At 71.0% G+C, this 18341-nt stretch carries 14 protein-coding genes; 9 read left to right on the top strand and 5 right to left on the bottom strand.

All coding sequences use genetic code 11. The features are described 5' to 3' along the window. Positions 1 to 116: 116 nt before the first annotated feature. Positions 117 to 1562 (top strand): maltokinase N-terminal cap-like domain-containing protein, encoded by a 1446-nt coding sequence (locus OG624_RS27805; protein ID WP_063734067.1) that lies wholly within the window; start codon positions 117 to 119, stop codon positions 1560 to 1562. Beyond that, positions 1559 to 3853, top strand: coding sequence for a 1,4-alpha-glucan branching enzyme (gene glgB / locus OG624_RS27800; protein ID WP_033218928.1), 2295 nt, complete (start codon positions 1559 to 1561; stop codon positions 3851 to 3853). The genes OG624_RS27805 and glgB overlap by 4 nt, the downstream gene beginning before the upstream one ends. A gap of 23 nt (positions 3854 to 3876) precedes the next feature. Here the strand turns inward: glgB and OG624_RS27795 are convergent, their stop codons facing one another. After that, positions 3877 to 4254, bottom strand: coding sequence for a thioredoxin family protein (locus OG624_RS27795; protein WP_282916532.1), 378 nt, complete (start codon positions 4252 to 4254; stop codon positions 3877 to 3879). After that, positions 4251 to 4643: a MerR family transcriptional regulator gene (locus OG624_RS27790; protein WP_033218926.1), complete on the bottom strand. Its 393-nt coding sequence runs from the start codon at positions 4641 to 4643 to the stop codon at positions 4251 to 4253. Before OG624_RS27790 ends, OG624_RS27795 begins: the two co-directional genes overlap by 4 nt. Before the next feature lie 398 nt (positions 4644 to 5041). Between OG624_RS27790 and OG624_RS27785 the strand changes: the two genes are divergently transcribed. Continuing rightward, the gene (locus OG624_RS27785; RefSeq protein WP_033218924.1) at positions 5042 to 5665 is read left to right on the top strand and encodes a helix-turn-helix domain-containing protein; all 624 of its coding nucleotides are present in this window, start codon (positions 5042 to 5044) and stop codon (positions 5663 to 5665) included. An 82-nt stretch (positions 5666 to 5747) separates the two neighbouring features. On the opposite strand, the gene OG624_RS27780 is transcribed toward OG624_RS27785, so the two are convergent. Beyond that, positions 5748 to 6773 carry an ATP-dependent 6-phosphofructokinase gene (locus tag OG624_RS27780; protein ID WP_033218922.1) on the bottom strand — a complete coding sequence of 342 codons (1026 nt, stop codon included), beginning with the start codon at positions 6771 to 6773 and terminating at the stop codon, positions 5748 to 5750. A gap of 239 nt (positions 6774 to 7012) precedes the next feature. Between OG624_RS27780 and pta the strand changes: the two genes are divergently transcribed. From pta to OG624_RS27750, 6 genes are all read left to right on the top strand, one after another. Then, positions 7013 to 9109, top strand: coding sequence for a phosphate acetyltransferase (gene pta / locus OG624_RS27775; protein ID WP_033218920.1), 2097 nt, complete (start codon positions 7013 to 7015; stop codon positions 9107 to 9109). Between the two features lie 71 nt (positions 9110 to 9180). Continuing rightward, positions 9181 to 10395 (top strand): acetate kinase, encoded by a 1215-nt coding sequence (locus tag OG624_RS27770; RefSeq protein WP_033218918.1) that lies wholly within the window; start codon positions 9181 to 9183, stop codon positions 10393 to 10395. Between the two features lie 61 nt (positions 10396 to 10456). Next, the gene (gene pyk / locus OG624_RS27765; RefSeq protein WP_030720761.1) at positions 10457 to 11884 is read left to right on the top strand and encodes a pyruvate kinase; all 1428 of its coding nucleotides are present in this window, start codon (positions 10457 to 10459) and stop codon (positions 11882 to 11884) included. A gap of 302 nt (positions 11885 to 12186) precedes the next feature. Beyond that, positions 12187 to 12621, top strand: a complete 435-nt coding sequence (locus OG624_RS27760; RefSeq protein ID WP_266443539.1) for a hypothetical protein — start codon at positions 12187 to 12189, stop codon at positions 12619 to 12621. A gap of 117 nt (positions 12622 to 12738) precedes the next feature. Then, the gene (locus OG624_RS27755) at positions 12739 to 16023 is read left to right on the top strand and encodes a hypothetical protein (protein ID WP_371639941.1); all 3285 of its coding nucleotides are present in this window, start codon (positions 12739 to 12741) and stop codon (positions 16021 to 16023) included. Further along, complete coding sequence (locus tag OG624_RS27750) at positions 16016 to 16354, top strand: hypothetical protein (RefSeq protein WP_202506390.1); 339 nt, start codon at positions 16016 to 16018, stop codon at positions 16352 to 16354. Before OG624_RS27755 ends, OG624_RS27750 begins: the two co-directional genes overlap by 8 nt. A gap of 64 nt (positions 16355 to 16418) precedes the next feature. On the opposite strand, the gene OG624_RS27745 is transcribed toward OG624_RS27750, so the two are convergent. Beyond that, complete coding sequence (locus OG624_RS27745; RefSeq protein WP_033218913.1) at positions 16419 to 17723, bottom strand: hypothetical protein; 1305 nt, start codon at positions 17721 to 17723, stop codon at positions 16419 to 16421. After that, complete coding sequence (locus OG624_RS27740) at positions 17713 to 18315, bottom strand: DUF6114 domain-containing protein (protein WP_033218911.1); 603 nt, start codon at positions 18313 to 18315, stop codon at positions 17713 to 17715. The genes OG624_RS27745 and OG624_RS27740 overlap by 11 nt, the downstream gene beginning before the upstream one ends. Positions 18316 to 18341: the final 26 nt, after the last annotated feature.

Here is an 18341-nt window from a genome sequence, read left to right as displayed (position 1 = left end):
GCCCGCCCCTGTACGGACCATCCTGACCCGACACTCGCACATGCCGGAGAAGCAACTGCCGCGCATCCGGGACACTCTGCGCATTCTGTGACGGCCCGGGGAAAGGACGCGACGCCATGTCGGAGGCTGCATCCGCCCGGAGCCGGCTGACGGCCGACCGGGCCGCCGGGATCGCTCCACTGGAGCCGATGCTGAGGGCCTGGTTGCCCGCACAACGCTGGTTCGCGGGCAAGGGCCGCACCATCAGCAGGCTCAGGACCGTCTCGGCGGCCGAGCTGCTGCCGCCGGGATCCACCCCCGGACTGCTCCACCTGCTCCTCGACGTGGACGGGGACTGCTACCAGCTGCTGCTGGGCATCCGCCCGTCCCTGCCTCCCGCCCTCGCACCCACCCTGATCGGCCATGCCGAGGACGGGCCGTACGCGGGCCGGGCGGTCTACGAGGCGCTGGGCGACCCCCGGCTCGCGGCCATGCTGCTGGAGCGGCTGCGCTCCCCCGGGGCGCTCGGCCCGCTGCGCTTCGACCGGGACCCGGCCACGCCGATCCCGGCGGGGCTCACCCCCCGGCCGATCTCCGGGGAGCAGACGAACTCCTCCCTCATCTACGGAGATTCGTTCATCCTGAAGGTCTTCCGCCGGGTCGGCCCCGGCGTCAACCCGGACCTGGAACTGCCCAGGGCTCTGGCCGCCGCCGGCTGCACCCGGGTCCCGGCCCCCGTCGCCTGGTACGAGGCCGTACCGCCCGGCAGCGAACCGCTGACCCTGGGCGTGCTCCAGCCGTACCTGCGCGGCTCCGACGACGGCTGGCAGCTCGCGCTGCGCCGGCTCGGCGCCGGGGCCGACTTCACCGCCGAGGCGCACGCGCTCGGCCGGGCCACCGCCGAGGTGCACAGCGCGCTGGCCTCGGCGCTGCCCACGGTCGCGCTCGGCCCGGAGCAGACCGCCCGGCTCGCGGCGGGGATGACGGCCCGGCTGGCCGCCACCGCTCGCGAGGTGGCGGCGCTGCGGCCCTACGAGGCGGGGCTGCGGGGCGCCTTCGACGCGCTGGCCGCCTCCCGGGGGGCGGGGGTGCCCGCCCAGCGGATCCACGGGGACCTCCATCTGGGTCAGACCCTGCGCACCCTCGACGGCAGCTGGTCGTTGATCGATTTCGAGGGCGAGCCGGCCCGGCCGTTGGCCGACCGGCGCCGTCCCGAACCGGCGGTGCGCGACATCGCCGGGATACTGCGCTCCTTCGACTACGCGGCCCGCTCGCACCGGCCGTTCGCCCCCGCCTGGGCGGACGACTGCCGGGCCGCCTTCTGCGAGGGCTACGCCCGCACCACCGGCCGGGACCCCCGCGAGGACCCCGTGCTGCTGCGGGCGTACGAGACCGACAAGGCGGTGTACGAGGCCCGTTACGAGTCCCGGCACCGTCCCGACTGGCTGCACGTCCCGATGGCCGCGATCCGGCGGCTGTCGGAACCCGTACGGCCCGCCCACCGCGTGCCGCCGACCCCGTCCGCCCCCGGATCCATCTCCCCGCACCCCCACCCGAAGCCCCCGAGGAGGCCGCTCGCGTGAGCGCCGCACGACAGCCGTCACCGACCGTCAGCGACGAAGCCGCACCCGCCCCGGCGCCGGTGAAGAAGGCCCGTGCTCCCCGGGCCCGCCGCGCCACCCCGCCGCGCGGCGTCCGGCCGGCGCCCGCGCTCGGGGCCGACGAACGGGCCCGGCTGCTGGAGGGCCGCCACCACGATCCGCACGCGGTGCTGGGGGCCCGTGCCCAGCGGGGCGGGGTGGCCTTCCGGGTGCTGCGTCCGTACGCCACGGCGGTCACGGTCGTCGCCAAGGGGCTGCGGGCCGAGCTCCTCGACGACGGGGACGGTCTGTTCTCGGGGCTGCTGCCGCTGGCCGAGGTGCCGGAGTACCGGCTGCTGGTCACCTACGACAGCGACGAGATCGAGATCCACGACCCGTACCGGTTCCTGCCCGCCCTCGGCGAGCTGGACCTGCACCTGATCGGCGAGGGCCGCCACGAGGAGCTGTGGACGGCGCTGGGCGCCCAGCCGATGGAGCACCAGGGCGTGGCCGGGACCCGGTTCACGGTGTGGGCGCCGAACGCCCAGGGGGTCCGGGTCACCGGGGACTTCTCGTACTGGGACTCCGTCGCCCACCCGATGCGTTCGCTCGGCTCCACGGGCGTGTGGGAGCTGTTCCTGCCGGGGGTGGGCGCCGGCACCCTCTACAAGTACGACATCACCCGCCCGGACGGCAGCCACACCCTGCGCGCCGACCCGATGGCCCGCTCCGCGGAGGTCCCGCCGGCGAACGCCTCGGTGGTCACCGCCTCGCGGTACGAGTGGCAGGACGCGGCGTGGATGGCCGAACGCGGCGCCCGGCCCCCGCACCAGGCCCCCTTCTCGGTGTACGAGCTGCACCTGGCGTCCTGGCGGCCCGGGCTCTCCTACCGGCAGCTCGCCGAGCAGCTCCCCGCGTACGTCAAGGAGCTGGGCTTCACGCACGTGGAGCTGATGCCGGTCGCCGAGCACCCCTTCGGCGGTTCGTGGGGCTACCAGGTCACCGGTTTCTACGCGCCGACCTCGCGGATGGGCACCCCGGACGACTTCCGCTTCCTCGTGGACGCGCTGCACCGGGCCGGGATCGGGGTGATCGTCGACTGGGTGCCCGCGCACTTCCCGCGCGACGACTGGGCCCTCGCGGAGTTCGACGGGCGGCCGCTGTACGAGCACCAGGACCCGCGGCGGGCCGCGCACCCGGACTGGGGGACGCTGGAGTTCGACTACGGCCGCAAGGAGGTCCGTAACTTCCTCGTCGCCAACGCCGTGTACTGGTGCGAGGAGTTCCACGTGGACGGCCTGCGCGTGGACGCGGTGGCCTCGATGCTCTACCTCGACTACTCGCGCAAGGAGGGCGAGTGGTCGCCCAACGAGCACGGCGGTCGGGAGAACCTGGACGCGGTGGCCTTCCTCCAGGAGATGAACGCGACCGTGTACCGGCGCTGCCCGGGGGTGGTGACCATCGCGGAGGAGTCCACGGCGTGGACGGGCGTGACCCGGCCGACGGACTCGGGCGGGCTCGGCTTCGGCCTGAAGTGGAACATGGGCTGGATGCACGACACCTTGCGCTACATGTCGAAGGAGCCGGTGCACCGCAAGTACCACCACCACGACATGACCTTCGGGATGATCTACGCCTTCAGCGAGAACTACGTGCTGCCGATCTCGCACGACGAGGTGGTGCACGGCAAGGGGTCGCTGGTGTCACGGATGCCCGGGGAGGACTGGTGGCAGCGGCGGGCCGCGCACCGGGCGTACCTCGGCTTCATGTGGGCCCACCCGGGCAAGCAACTGCTCTTCATGGGGCAGGAGTTCGCCCAGGGGTCGGAGTGGTCGGAGGTGTACGGGCCGGACTGGTGGCTGCTGGACTCCTCCTACGCGGCGGCCGGTGACCACCGTGGCGTACGGGACCTCGTGCGCGACCTGAACCGCACGTACACGGCGGCGCCCGCCCTGTGGGAGCGGGACACGGTGCCGGAGGGCTTCGCCTGGGTGGAGGCGGACGCCGCGGACGACAACGTCTTCGCGTTCCTGCGGTACGCGCAGGACGGCTCGCAGCTCCTGGCGGTGTCGAACTTCTCGCCCGTGGTCCGGCACGGCTACCGGATCGGGGTGCCCGAGGAGGTGCCGCTGTGGCGGGAGGTGCTCAACACCGACCTGGAGGTCTACGGCGGCAGCGGCATCCACCACACCCAGCCGCTGCGGCCGGAGCCGGTGCCGGCGCAGGGCCGCCCGGCGAGCCTGCGGATGACCCTCCCGCCGCTGGCGACGGTCTGGTTCCGGCCACAGGGCTGACGCCGGGGGCGGGGCGACGGGGCTCAGGCCGTGGCGAGGTGCGACTCCAGTTCCTGGAGCAGCTTGCGCTTGGCCCGGGCTCCGACCATCTGCCGGACGGGCTCGCCGTCCCGGAAGACGAGCAGGGTGGGCATGGACAGCACCCCGTACCGGGTGACGGCCCCGGGGTTGCTGTCCGCGTCGATCTGCACGACCTTGAGCCGGTCGGCCTCCTCGGCGGCGATCGAGGAGAGCACGGGGGCGAGTTGGCGGCAGGGGCCGCACCAGTCCGCCGTGAACTCCACGAGGACGGGCCGTCCCCGCTCCCCGAGCACCTCGGCCTCGAAATCGGCGTCGGTCACCTGCGCCACACCCTGAGCCTTCATGTCGCCGTCCCTCTCGTCCATCCGGTCATCGGTCATCCGGTCATCTCGCACTTCGGCACGGCCGCTACGCCGGCCGCCAGTTCCGCGTCGGCCAACTGCCGTCCGAGCTGATCGCGCACGTCGGTCAGCCGGCCGATCAGGCCGTCCAGCTCGACGAGCTTGCGCCGGTAGACGGCGAGCGAGGCGGGGCAGGAGTCCCCGGCCGGGTGGCCGGCGCGCAGGCAGTCCACGAAGGGCCGGGTCTCCTCCAGCTCGAAGCCGAAGTCCTGGAGCATGCGGATCTGACGCAGCAGCCGCAGGTCGTCCTCGTCGTAGGTCCGGTGGCCGTTGCCGTCCCGCCGTGCGGGGAGCAGCCCGCGCGACTCGTAGTACCTGAGCGTCCGGGTGCTGGTCCCGGCCCGCTCCGCCAGTTCGCCGATGCGCATGGGGCGACCGTATTCCTTGACGCCGACGTCAAGGCAAGGGCGGGAGAGACAGGGAGAGCGGGGCGGGGCCCTCGCCACCCCCGTGCGCGAGGGCCCGGAAAGGATCACGCAGAAAATGGCCTTCCGGTTCACATTGTGCGAAGACTGTGAGGGGTATTGCGTCGGCGGCCGTTGGCTGGAACCGTACGCAGGGAAAGGATCTTCGGGCTCACCGATTACCGGACAGTCGCACGGAAAACCGGCGAAAGGCCTTAACTTCATAGGACGTTCCTACGAGGTATGGGCTTGTTTGTTTGGTCTGTAGGCGCCGCAGCCTGGCCACTTCTACGGTGTGCGGTGTGCACTCCAGCCCACCTTTCAATGCCCCCGCCGCGCGTCGCCTGCGCGCGGCCCTGGGCATGGCTCCCGGACATGTCGCCTACGGCCTGCGTGCCCAGTACGGACTCGTCGTCGCGCCCGAGACCGTGATGGCCTGGGAGCGTGGCGAGATATCACCTTCCTCCGCCGAGCTCACGGCGCTCGCGGGCGTTCTGTGGTGCTCGCCCGGCGAACTGCTCGCCGATCCGGTCACCCTGCGAGAGCACCGGGTGGCGCGGGGGCTCGGCGCGGACGACCTGGCCCGGCGGATCGGGCTGGAGACGAGTGCGTACCAGAAGATGGAGGACACCGGGCGCTGGCGGGGCAACGAACGGCAGTCCGCCGCCCTGGCCACGGTGCTGGGTCTGACACTGGCTCAGTTCGTGACGGCGACCGGCAAGCACGAGGAGCTCGCCGAGCTGCTGCGCAGTGCGGTGACCACGCGCTGGCAGGCGTACGTGAAGCCGCTGGGCAAACTGCTGCCGATCCCCAAGCACCATCTGGAGTCGGTGCTGGAGCGGCTGCACGGCGACTACCAGTCGCGGATGGTGGCGACGCTCAGCTGGGGCGGCGGCCAGGGCGAGGCCGGGAGCGGGGACGCGGGCCGGGAGTTCCTCGCCGAGATCGTGGACCGGTTCTGGGACCTCGCGGGCGGTGCGGCGTAGGACGACGGCATCGGGCGGACATCGAGCGAGCGGACCACCACCGGCCGGGCAGGAGAGGCCGACGGTCCCGCCCGGGCCGGGGTCAGAAGACCGATTCGGCCTCGTACATACGGTTCTCGGGAACGGTCTTCAGCTCGGTGACCGCGTGGGCGAGCGGGGCCATCACGATGTCGGTGCCGCGCAGGGCGGTCATGTTGCCGTATTCGCCGCGGTGCACCGCTTCCACGGCGTGCCAGCCGAAGCGGGTCGCGAGGACGCGGTCGTAGGCGGTGGGGGTGCCGCCGCGCTGGACGTGGCCGAGGATGACCGGGCGGGCCTCCTTGCCCAGGCGGTGCTCCAGCTCGGTGGCGAGGCGGTTGCCGATGCCGGCGAAGCGCTCGTGTCCGTAGGCGTCGATCGCGCCCTTCTCGTACGGCATGGAGCCCTCGGCCGGGTGCGCGCCCTCGGCGACGCAGATCACGGCGAACTTCTTGCCGCGGGAGAAGCGTTCCTCCACCATCTTCACCAGGGCGTCCACCTCGAAGGGGCGTTCCGGCAGGCAGATCCCGTGCGCGCCGCCGGCCATGCCGGACTCCAGGGCGATCCAACCCGCGTGCCGGCCCATGACCTCGACGACCATCACGCGCTGGTGCGATTCGGCGGTGGTCTTGAGGCGGTCGATCGCCTCGGTGGCGACCATGACGGCGGTGTCGAAGCCGAAGGTGCGGTCGGTGGAGGAGATGTCGTTGTCGATGGTCTTCGGTACGCCGACCACGGGCATCCCGGCGTCCGACAGCATCCGGGAGGCGGTCAGGGTGCCTTCGCCGCCGATCGGGATGAGGGCGTCGATGCCGTAGCGCGTCGCCAGCTCCTGGGCATTCTCGGCGGCTTCGTGGAGACGGGCGCGTTCCATGCGCGCCGAACCGAGGATCGTGCCGCCGCGGGCGAGGATGCCACTGACGGCATTGATGTCGAGGGGGCGGAAGTGGCCGTCGAGGAGGCCCTTGAAGCCGTCCTCGAAACCGATGACCTCGTCTCCGTGCCCGACCACGGCACGGTGTACGACCGACCGGATGACAGCGTTGAGGCCCGGACAGTCGCCGCCTGCGGTGAGAACTCCGATACGCATCGTGCTGTGTCTCCTGCCGTACATATGAAGGGCGTAATGGTGAAGCCTGTCCGATTGTTCCACGGGCTCGGGGGGCCGCGCGTTTTCGGCGGCCGGGCCACGGAGCCCTCTCGACCCTCCCGACCGGGCCTTTTCCCGGGGGGCGCCCTAGCCATTGACAGAGGTATTGTCAAGAGGTCGAGCCAGATCAAAGTGACATTTCAAAGCATGACCTTCACAGCATGGGACGGAGAGCGGGCGTGACGCGCAGCGTGTACGTGACCGGTATCGAGCGGGGGGACGGCCGACAGGTCGTCGAGCTGGGCATCATGGAGCTGCTGACCCGGCAGACAGGCCGGGTCGGCGTCTACCGTCCGCTGCTGCACGACGCACCGGACCGGCTCTTCGACCTCCTCAAGGCCCGCTACCGGATCGATCAGGACGCCGCGGCGGCCTACGGCATGTCCTACCAGGAGGCCTCGGCGATCCTGGCCGAGAAGGGCACCGACGAGCTGGTCTCGCGGCTGGTCGACAGCTACCACCGGGTGGCCCGCGACTACGAGGTCATGCTCGTCCTCGGCACCGACTACGCGGAGACCAATCTCCCCGACGAGCTGGCGCTCAACGCCCGCCTCGCCAACGAGCTGGGCGCGGTCGTCGTCCCCGTGGTGGGCGGCACCAAGCACCAGGCCGAGGCCGTGCGCGCCGAGGCCCGCAACGCCTACCGCGCCTACGAGACCCTGGGCTGCCACGTGGTCGCGATGGTCGTGAACCGGGTGGCCGCCGAGGACCGCGACGTCATAGCCGAGCGGCTGGCCGCCCGGCTGCCCGTGCCCTGCTACGTGCTGCCGGACGACAAGTCGCTCTCCGCCCCGACCGTCGCCCAGATCACCCGGGCGCTCGGCGGCGAGGTCCTCCTCGGCGACGAGGCCGGGCTGGCCCGCGACGCCCTGGACTTCGTCTTCGGCGGCGCCATGCTGCCGAACTTCCTGAACGCCCTGACCCCCGGCTGCCTGGTCGTCACCCCGGGAGACCGCTCCGACCTGGTCATCGGCGCACTGGCCGCGCACACCTCCGGCACCCCGCCGATCGCCGGTGTGCTGCTGACGCTGAACGAGCGCCCGAGCCAGGACATCCTGACGCTGGCCTCGAAGCTGGCGCCGGGCACGCCGGTGGTGTCGGTGGCCGGCAACAGCTTCCCGACCGCCACCGAACTCTTCTCGCTGCAGAGTCGGTTGAACTCCGCGACCCCGCGCAAGCTGGAGACCGCGCTCGGCCTGTTCGAGCGGCACGTGGACACGGGCGAGCTGCGCGGTCTGCTGTCGGTGGCCCGCTCGGAGCGCGTCACCCCGATGATGTTCGAGCACGAGCTGCTGGAGCGGGCCCGCTCGGACCGCCGCCGCGTCGTTCTGCCCGAGGGCACCGAGGAGCGGGTGCTGCGCGCCGCGGACGTGGTGCTGCGCCGGGGGGTCTGCGACCTGACCCTGCTGGGCGACGAGCAGGCGATCCTGAAGAAGGCCGCCGACCTCGGCGTCGACATCTCGGGCGCGCAGCTGATCGACCCGGCGACCTCCCCGCTGCGGGAAGGTTTCTCCGAGTACTACGCCCAGGTCCGCGCCCACAAGGGGATGACCGTCGAGCTGGCGGGCGACGTGGTCACGGACGTCAACTACTTCGGCACCCTGATGGTCCAGCGGGGCCTGGCCGACGGCATGGTCTCGGGGTCCGTACACTCCACCGCGGCGACCATCCGCCCGGCCTTCGAGATCATCAAGACCAAGCCGGAGGCGTCCATCGTCTCTTCGGTCTTCTTCATGTGCCTGGCCGACCGGGTCCTCGTCTACGGCGACTGCGCGGTCAACCCGGACCCGAACGCCGAGCAGCTCGCCGACATCGCCGTCCAGTCGGCGACCACCGCGGCCGCCTTCGGTGTCGAGCCGCGGATCGCGATGCTCTCGTACTCGACCGGCACCTCCGGCAGCGGCGCGGACGTCGACAAGGTCCGCAAGGCCACCGAACTGGTCCGTGCGCAGCGCCCGGACCTGCAGATCGAGGGGCCGATCCAGTACGACGCGGCCGTGGAGCCCTCGGTCGCGGCGACCAAGCTGCCCGGGTCCCAGGTGGCCGGCCGCGCGACGGTGCTGATCTTCCCCGACCTCAACACCGGCAACAACACGTACAAGGCCGTGCAGCGTTCGGCGGGCGCGGTGGCGGTGGGCCCGGTCCTGCAGGGGCTGCGCAAGCCGGTCAACGACCTCTCGCGCGGTGCGCTGGTCCAGGACATCGTCACCACCGTGGCCATCACGGCGATCCAGGCGCAGGGCTCGCCCGGGCCCGCGACCGCGCCCACCGCCTGATCCACCCGATCCACCCCGCCCAGCCCCCGCCCCTCCTCCCCCACCGCCCGCGACCAGGAAAGACCCTCATCGTGACCGCATCGCGCGTACTCGTCCTCAACTCCGGCTCCTCGTCGGTCAAGTACCAGCTCCTAGACATGGCGGACCGGTCCCGGCTCGCCTCCGGCCTGGTGGAGCGCATCGGTGAGGAGACCTCCCGGCTGGTGCACGAGCCGCTCGTGGGTCCGGGCGCGGCCGGCGGCAGGCGCGAGCAGGTCGGTCCGATCGCGGACCACGGGGCCGCGCTGAAGGCCGTGGCCGCCGAGCTCGCCGCGGACGGGATGGGACTGGACTCGCCCGAACTGGCGGCGGTGGGGCACCGGGTGGTGCACGGCGGGACGCGCTTCACCCGGCCGACCGTGATCGACGACGAGGTGCTGGCGGAGATCCGGAGCCTGATCCCGCTGGCCCCGCTGCACAACCCGGCGAACGTGACGGGCATCGAGGTCGCGCGGGAGCTGCGCGCGGACCTCCCCCAGGTCGCCGTCTTCGACACGGCCTTCCACTCGACGATGCCGGAGCACGTGGCGCGGTACGCGATCGACGCCCAGGTCGCCGACGCGTACGCCATCCGGCGGTACGGCTTCCACGGCACCTCCCACGCCTACGTCTCGCGGGCGACGGCCCGGCTGCTCGGCAGGCCGGTGGAGGACGTGAACGTGATCGTGCTGCACCTGGGCAACGGCGCCTCCGCCTCGGCCGTGCGGGGCGGGGTCTGCGTGGAGACCTCCATGGGCCTGACCCCGCTGGAGGGGCTGGTCATGGGAACCCGTTCGGGCGATGTCGACCCGGCGGTCGTCTTCCACCTGGCGCGGGTGGCCGGCTTCTCGGTGGATGAGATCGATTCGCTCCTGAACAAGAAGAGCGGTCTGCTGGGCATGTGCGGCGACAACGACATGCGCGAGGTGCTGCGGCGTGCGGGCGAGGGCGACGAGGCGGCGAGCCTCGCCTTCGCCACGTACGTCCACCGGCTGAAGAAGTACATCGGGGCCTACACGGCGGTGCTCGGGCGGGTGGACGCGGTGACCTTCACGGCCGGTGTGGGCGAGAACGCCCACCAGGTCCGCGAGGCCGCGATCGACGGCCTGGCCGCGCTGGGCCTGGTGCTGGATCCGCGGGCCAATGCCGTGCGGTCCGCCGAGCCCCGGCTGATCTCGGCGGAGGAGGCCCGGGTGGCGGTGGCGGTGGTCCCGACGGATGAGGAACTGGAGATCGCCACCCAGGCGTACGAGCTGGTTACTCGCTAGTCACTTGGAGTTTCCGCCAGACGGAATATTCCGCTACGAAACAAACCGATAGGATCCAGTCATGCGCCGTTCCAAAATTGTCTGCACGCTGGGCCCCGCCGTCGACTCGTATGAGCAGCTGAAAGCGCTCATCGAGGCAGGTATGAACGTGGCCCGATTCAACTTCAGCCACGGGTCCCAGGCAGAACACCAGGAGCGGTACGACCGCGTCCGGCAGGTCTCCGAGGACACCGGGCGCGCCGTCGGCGTCCTCGCCGACCTCCAGGGCCCGAAGATCCGTCTGGAGACCTTCGCCGAGGGTCCCGTCGAGCTGGTGCGCGGTGACGAGTTCACCATCACCACCGAGGACGTCCCGGGTGACAAGTCCATCTGCGGCACCACCTACAAGGGCCTCCCGGGCGATGTCGCCAAGGGTGACCAGATCCTGATCAACGACGGAAACGTCGAGCTCCGGGTGACCGAGGTCGAGGGCCCCCGGGTCCGGACCATCGTCATCGAGGGCGGTGTCATCTCGGACCACAAGGGCATCAACCTGCCGGGTGCCGCCGTGAACGTCCCCGCCCTGTCGGAGAAGGACGTCGACGACCTCCGCTTCGCCCTGCGGATGGGCTGCGACATGGTCGCCCTGTCCTTCGTCCGCGACGCCAACGACGTCAAGGACGTCCACAAGGTGATGGACGAGGAGGGCCGCCGGGTCCCGGTCATCGCCAAGGTGGAGAAGCCGCAGGCCGTCGAGAACATGGCGGCCGTGGTCGACGCCTTCGACGCGGTCATGGTGGCCCGTGGTGACCTGGCCGTCGAGTATCCGCTCGAGAAGGTCCCGATGGTCCAGAAGCGGCTCATCGAGATGTGCCGCCGCAACGCCAAGCCGGTGATCGTCGCGACCCAGATGATGGAGTCGATGATCACCAACTCCCGCCCGACGCGCGCGGAGGCGTCCGATGTCGCCAACGCGATCCTCGACGGCGCGGACGCGGTCATGCTGTCGGCCGAGTCCTCGGTCGGCGCGTACCCGATCGAGACCGTCAAGACGATGTCGAAGATCGTCACGGCGGCCGAGGAGGAGCTCCTCTCCAAGGGCCTCCAGCCGCTGGTCCAGGGCAAGAAGCCCCGTACCCAGGGCGGCTCCGTCGCCCGCGCGGCGTGCGAGATCGCGGACTTCCTCGACGCCCAGTCGCTCATCGCCTTCACCCAGTCGGGCGACACCGCCCGCCGCCTGTCGCGCTACCGCGTGACCCAGCCGATCCTGGCCTTCACCACGGACGTCAACACCCGCAACCAGCTCACGCTGAGCTGGGGCGTCGAGTCCTACATCGTCCCGCACGTGGACACCACGGACGCGATGGTCGACCTGGTCGACGGCGAGCTGCTCAAGCTGAACCGCTACAACCAGGGCGACACCATGGTCATCACCGCCGGCTCGCCCCCCGGCGTCCCCGGCACCACCAACATGGTCCGCGTCCACCACCTGGGCGACACCCAGGCCTGACGCCACGGGCCCGCTCGCACTCTGCCGCACAGAGACCGAGGGCGGTGCCCCGGATCCCTTTCAGGATCCGGGGCACCGCCCTCGGTGTGTTCCGACCGACGGAATCTGTGGATCTCCTGTGCGTTTCTTACTTCTCGGTAACCTGGCCGGAAATGAGCTACCGACGGTAATCCCGATCATGAAACTGTCATGTCACGCCTTGGGGGAAGGCACACCACTCATCACTCGCGCCTGACCAGCGCGCACACGTCCACATGCCTTCCTTCGGGCTGCCCATTTCGTTTCGAAGGACAGGCGAATACGTGCGCAGATCCACACTCTTGCGGGGGAGAAGCCCTGCCGTCCGAGCCGCCGTGCGGCGCGGCCTCGCCGGCACCGCCCTGGCCACCAGCGCAGCCCTGCTGGCCGGCCTCATCAACGCCGCTCCGGCGTCGGCGGTCGAGATACCGCCGGACACCAACCCGCCCTACCTGCCGATCAGCCTCGGCGAGCAAGCCCGTCTCGACCGTTGTGCGGGCGGATTCGCCCTCCACATCGGCGGCCCGGAGATGAAGGGCGCCGCCGCCAAGGCCCTCACGGGCAGCCCGGCGGCCCTCGCCACGGCGACAGACCCGGTCACGGGCATGGACCCGCTGCGCCAGGCGATGGTCAAGGACCGGGACTCCTACGAGGGCTCCCCCGTCGCGTCCGCCGAGCGCCGCCAGCGCTGGGAAGCCTCGAACAACCCGTACTGGTAGTCCGGCACCGGGGCGGGCATCCCGCAGTACGCCCCGCAGTTCGACAAGGACGTCGTCGCCTTCACCCTGGGCCCGCAGCGCGACCTCTACCACCAGTTGGGCGGCGACGGCCACGCCGTGGCGTCCAAGGCCTCCGTCCACAAGGCGAAAGCGCTCGCCGCCGACCTCAAGGGCCAGGACTTCAACCACGACTTCGTCACGAAGGACCTGCTGCGGGACGCGGAGAGCAGCAACTACCGCTCCCCCACGGCGAGCGACGTCGGCCGCTACCTGCGGCTCGGCGGCTACATGAAGGAGTCGCCTGCCGAGGACTCGGTCGAGTTCCGTCTCGAGGTCGAGGCGCTGAAGGCCGCCTGGGGCGCGTGCGACAGTCGCAATCCGCTCGACTTCTATCGCGTCATGTCTCCGATCGTCGTGACCGCGCATGTGGAGTGGGAGCAGGAGTACGCCGCTCAGAGCACGCCGCGCAACGAGATCGTCAACGCCGAGGTCGCCGCGTCCACGGAGGCCCGCAAGGCCACCGAGGCCATGATCGAGTCGCTCGGACAGGCTTGGCTCGCCGACCAGATCCTGACCTGGCAGAAGTACTGGGGCACCCAGCCCTCGAACGCCTCGGGCCGACCCGCGGCATCCGTCTTCACCCAGGCCACCAAGGACCTGGGGGCGGTCCGTACCAAGGCCGCCGACCAGGCGAAGATCGCCGCGACCGCCTCGGCCGCCGCCAAGACGGCGGCCGACAAGGCCAACACCTCCCAGAACTCGGCGTGGACCATCGCCGACGCCGCCAAGACCCCCCGCGGCCGCGGACTGCTGTTCGCACAGCAGTCCGTCCAGGTCGCGAAGGCGTCGGCCGCCGCCGCCGAGGCCGCCGCCAAGGCCTCACTGACCGCGTCGAACGCCGCGAAGGCGACCGTCGAGGACAGCAAGACCCTGTACGCGCTGGCCCAGACCCAGTCGCACGCGCTGAACACCGAGTTCCGCCGCGTCGCCGCCCAGGAGGCCGCCGCCCAGGCCAAGGCCGCCGCCGCTTCGGCCGCGGCCCAGGCCAAGGAGGCCGCGGACAACGCCACCAAGGCCAAGGCCGCGCAGACCAAGGCCGAGACCGCGCAGGAGACCGCTCGCAAGGCCGCCGAGACGGCCAAGGCCGAGCGTGCGAAGGCCGAGAAGGAGAAGGCCACCGCCGTCAAGGAGCGGCAGAACGCCGCCACCGAACGCGGCAAGGCCCAGGCCGCCGAACGGCGCGCCGCGACCGAACGCGACGCCGCGGGCCGGGCGCGCACCGAAGCCGAGGCACAGGCGACGACCGCGCACGACAAATTCGGTCTGGCTCTCGATGCCGAGGGCGAGGCCGCCGAGGCACGTGAGAAGGCCGAGGCCGCCGAGGTCGAGAAGAACGCCACCGCGTCCCGCGCCGCGGCGCTGGACGCCGCCGCCGCGACAGCCGTCGGCACTCCTGCGGCGGCGGAGACCCGGGAGGCAGCGACGGCCGCCCGGGCCGCCGCGAACGATGCGGCCGGTGCGGCCGGTCGTGCGCGCACCGAGGCCGAGACCGCGAAGACCGCTTCGGTCAACGCCCGTGCCGCTTCCACCCGCGCCGACGGCGCCGCCGAGCGGTCCCGGGCATCTGCCGACAAGGCGTGGTCCGCTTGGGAGACCAGCTTCGCCGCCTCCCTCACGTCACACGCCGCCGCGGCGGACGCCATCGACGCGGCCGAGGCCGCATCGGTCAACGCCACCAAGGCCGAGACTGCAGCCAAGAAGGCCCAAACCGCTTCGCTCGAAGCCATGAGCAACGCCGCGGCCGCCCGTACCGAGGCCGTCAAGACGGCCGCGTGGTCGGCCGTCACCGCCGGACACGCCTACGCCACCTCCATGGCGGCCACCGCCGCACGCGACTCCGCGGCCCAGGCCGTCCAGCCCGCCAACACCGCCATCGCCATCGCCATCGCCATCGGCATCGGCACGGCCTACCGTGAGACCGACTCGGCGGCCGCTTTCGCCGCGTTGGCCGGTCAGTCCGCCAAAACCCACGCCGAACAGCAGGCAGCGGCCGCCACCGCCAAGGCCGACGAGGCCACCAAGGCAGCGGCGACCGCCAAAGCCCTCGCCGACAAGGCGGCCGGCGATTCCAAGCTCGCCGCCCAGGCGGCGGCCGCGGCGGCAGCCGACACGGCGGCCGCGCTGAAGTCCATGGCAGCCGCCCGCGCCTCGGCAGCGGAAGCCGCTCGGGCCGCCGACGCCGCCAAGAAGGCGGACGACAAGACGAAGGAGTACAGCACCCAGACGGGCACCGACGCCCTCTTCGCGAAGAGCGCCGCCAAGGACGCCTCCGACGCGGCGCTCGGCGCCAACGACGAGGCCACCGAGGCGGAGAAGAGCGCGGCGGGCGCCCACGCGTCCGCCGATGCCGCGGCGACCCGGTCCGAAAAGGATGCCGTGGGCGCCGAGAAGGCCGCCGCCAACGCCGTCCAGGACGCGAAAGACGCCGAATCGGCTGCCGACCGCGCCGAGGAGGAGTTCCGCAAGAGGCAGGAGGAAGCGCGCAAGGCCGTTGTCGAGGCTCCCCCGTTCAACACGGGAGGGGACCTCTCGCAGGACGAAGAGGCCCTGCTGCTGGCGAACTGCGGGCAGTCGTGCGTCGACGAGTTCCGTGAGGCGAAGAGGCTCGCGGGCCAGGACGTGCTCAACTGGGTGATCGAGAACGGCGGGCAGATCCTGCTCGACGAACTCGGCTACACGGATGCCAAGAAGTGCTTCGGCCAGCGCGACGTCGAGAGCTGCCTGTGGACCCTGGTCAACGTCGTGATGGTCGGCGTGGCCGTATCGAAGATCCCCGCTGTCGCCAAGATCATCTACAAGGTCGGGAAGGGCGTCAACGTCTTCCTGGACGGCATGGACCGGGCCCGCTTCACCCTGGAGCGTCTGCGCAAGCTCGTCGACACTCTCAAAAAGGGCCAGCCGGCCCTCGAATGTCTCATCGGCGGGGCGCTGGGCAGCGCCCCGCAGAGCGCTCCCGCCAAGCACTCGTTCCTGAGCCCCGCGGCGGTTCCCTCGGCCGGGCCGACCCCTCCGAAGAAGCTCTGCCCCACGACGTCATTCAAGAACGACCCCGGCCTCCTCGCGATCATGCGGTCTTCCGCGAAGAACCAGGACGTGGCCCGGGACTTCAACGCACTTGAGGCCAAGCTCAAGGACAACCCCCCTTCGGGGCCGGTCACCCAGCTCCCGCAGGGCATGGGCACCAAAAACCTGAAGGGAGCCAAGGGAGTCATGTACCTGCGGGCCACGAGCGGCGCGAGGGTCTTCTTCCGCCGGGCCGGAGAAGTCTTCGATATCGTCGGAATGACCGACAAGGACGGCGAGCCGGCCGTCATCGCAACACTGAAGAAGCGATATGGCTGACGATCCCCTCCACATCGTGGAGACACCCCGGTTCTCCATCACGTACATCCTCGGCGACGAGGACGATCCCCTGACCGTGGAGAACACCGACGCGCTCGTCACCGCGCCCGACGGCACGCGGTGGAGTGCCACGGTCCTGACCCTCGACGAGGTCGCCCGGGTCATGGACAGTTGGACGGCCACCGGTGAGTGCGCCGGTGGCTCCTACCTCCAGGTCAAGGATCTGGTGATCGTCCGCGAACCCGGTGTGGAAGCGATGACCCGCGCACTGGTGGGCATCTTCGACGAGTACGGGATGAAGACCGAGGTCCTGCCCCGGTTCGACCCCTGAGCACCGCACGCATGACTGAGGCCCGCTCCCGGTCGGGAGCAGGCCTCTCGTCCGTGCGGGACCGCTACTCCGGCGGGCCGATGTAGTTCTTCAGGCCCGGTACGGTGAGCGTGCCGCCGAACTGGCCGGCCTGGACGACCTTGACGTTCGTGAAGAACGCGAAGGGGACGTTCAGGGGCGGCGGGCTGTTCGGGGTGAACTCGATCGGGATCAGACCGAACAGGTTCCCCTTGAGGCTCTCGGTGTACATCGTCACCGTGCCGCCGCGGATCTTGGACGTGGAGCCCGGACGCGACTTCAGGTGGGCGACGTTCCCCGACTTGCCGACCGTCTGGTACAGGTCCTTGATGTCCAGCGAGTCCGCGGTGAACTTCAGGACCTTCTTGGTCTTGCCGCCGGCCGTCTTCACCTCGACGATGCCGTGGTAGTCCAGGCCGTAGAGGGTCAGCAGCGAGCTGTCGAGGTACCAGGGCTCGTCGGGCAGGAGCGGGACGCCCTGCTCCAGCTCGGCGTCGGCCAGGGCCTTGGCGTCGTAGGTCGGGCACGGGAAGGGCTGCTTCCCGTCCGGGTCCTTCGTCTCCTCGTCCTTGGCCTTGTCCTCGTCCTTGTCGTCCTTGGCCTCGTCGTCCTTGGCCTTGTCCTCGCCCGTCTCGTTCTTGGGGTCCTTCTCGGTCTTCTTGACCTCCTCGGACAGCTCCTTGACGTCGACACCGGCCTTCTTCGCCGCGTCGCGGATCGCGTCCGCGGCCGGGTCCGGGGTCGGGGCCGTCGTGGCAGCGCCCGACGGGGTGGGCGCGGGCGTCGGGGTCGCCTTCGCCGTCGCGTCCTTGAGGGGCCTGCCGAGCTCGTCGACGAGGTTCTTGAGCGCGTCGCCGACGCCCAGCGGGTCCAGCGGGTTGGTGGACTTGGTCGGTTCCGGAGCCGGCGTCGTGGCCGGGGCCGGAGCCGCGGCCTTCTCGTTCGTCACCGGGGGCTTGGCCGCCGACGGGGAGGTGCTCGGCTTCGCCTTCTCCTTCGTGGACGCGGACGCCGACGGAGAGGGCGTCGCGCTGGGCGACGTACTCGGCGAAGGCGTCGTGGACGGCGTCGGCGACGGGGACTTCGACTCGGTCTCCGCGGGTTCGTCGGACCGCGTCACACACGGGCCGGGCGCGAAGGGGATCTCCTTGTCGTCGGCCACCGCAAGCTTCGGCGCCATACCCATCCCGACGAACACGGCCGTCGGCATCGCCGCGAGCGCCATCGTCTTGCCGACGGGTATCTGGATCTTGTTCAGCAGCGACTTCCTGGGCGCCGCGTGGCGCGGCCCCTTCACTACACGGGACTCTGCGCCAGGGGCCACGCCCCGCTGCGTCTCGTCACCCCGCACTGTTCCTCCCGCCATCGGCGTGGGCAGTCGTCTCGCTCGCGTGTGCCGTTTCCGTCCCATGGGGACCAGGAATGCCCTGGACACCCATGCCCGCCGTCGCCTCCGCCTTGCTCAGGCCGACCACACCCGGCTGCCGCTCGACCATCGGCTGCGCGTCCGTCGACTGCTCGCCCTCCTCGACCGGCTGACCCGGCGCCCAGGCCAGTGCGAGAGCGCCGCCGACCATGGAGAGGAGGAAGCCGACGAAGAAGCCGCCGAGGTTGGACACCGGGATGGAGACCAGGGCCAGCAGGATCGCAGCCACGCCGGCGAAGACGCGGATGGTCGCCTGGAACCAGAGCGCCAGGCCGAGCGTGATGAGCAGTACACCGATGATCAGTGCGCCCGCCCCGCCCGTGGTGGCCATCGCGAGACTGACGTTGCCCAGCCGGAGGTCCGCGTAAGGGAAGTATGCGATCGGGAAGCCACCGAGGAGCGTGAACAACCCGGCCCAGAAGGGACGGCGGCCACGCCAGGCATGGAAGTGGTAGTACGCCACGGTGGGCCAGGCGTCGTCTTCTGCGCGAACGTAAACCGGGGCCTGGGGGTTCATGGACAACAGCTCCCTGGAAACGGGTG

It is taken from the genome of Streptomyces virginiae (assembly GCF_041432505.1).
Classification (GTDB): Bacteria; Actinomycetota; Actinomycetes; order Streptomycetales; family Streptomycetaceae; genus Streptomyces; species Streptomyces virginiae_A.
This window is presented reverse-complemented; position numbering and strand designations above follow the sequence as displayed.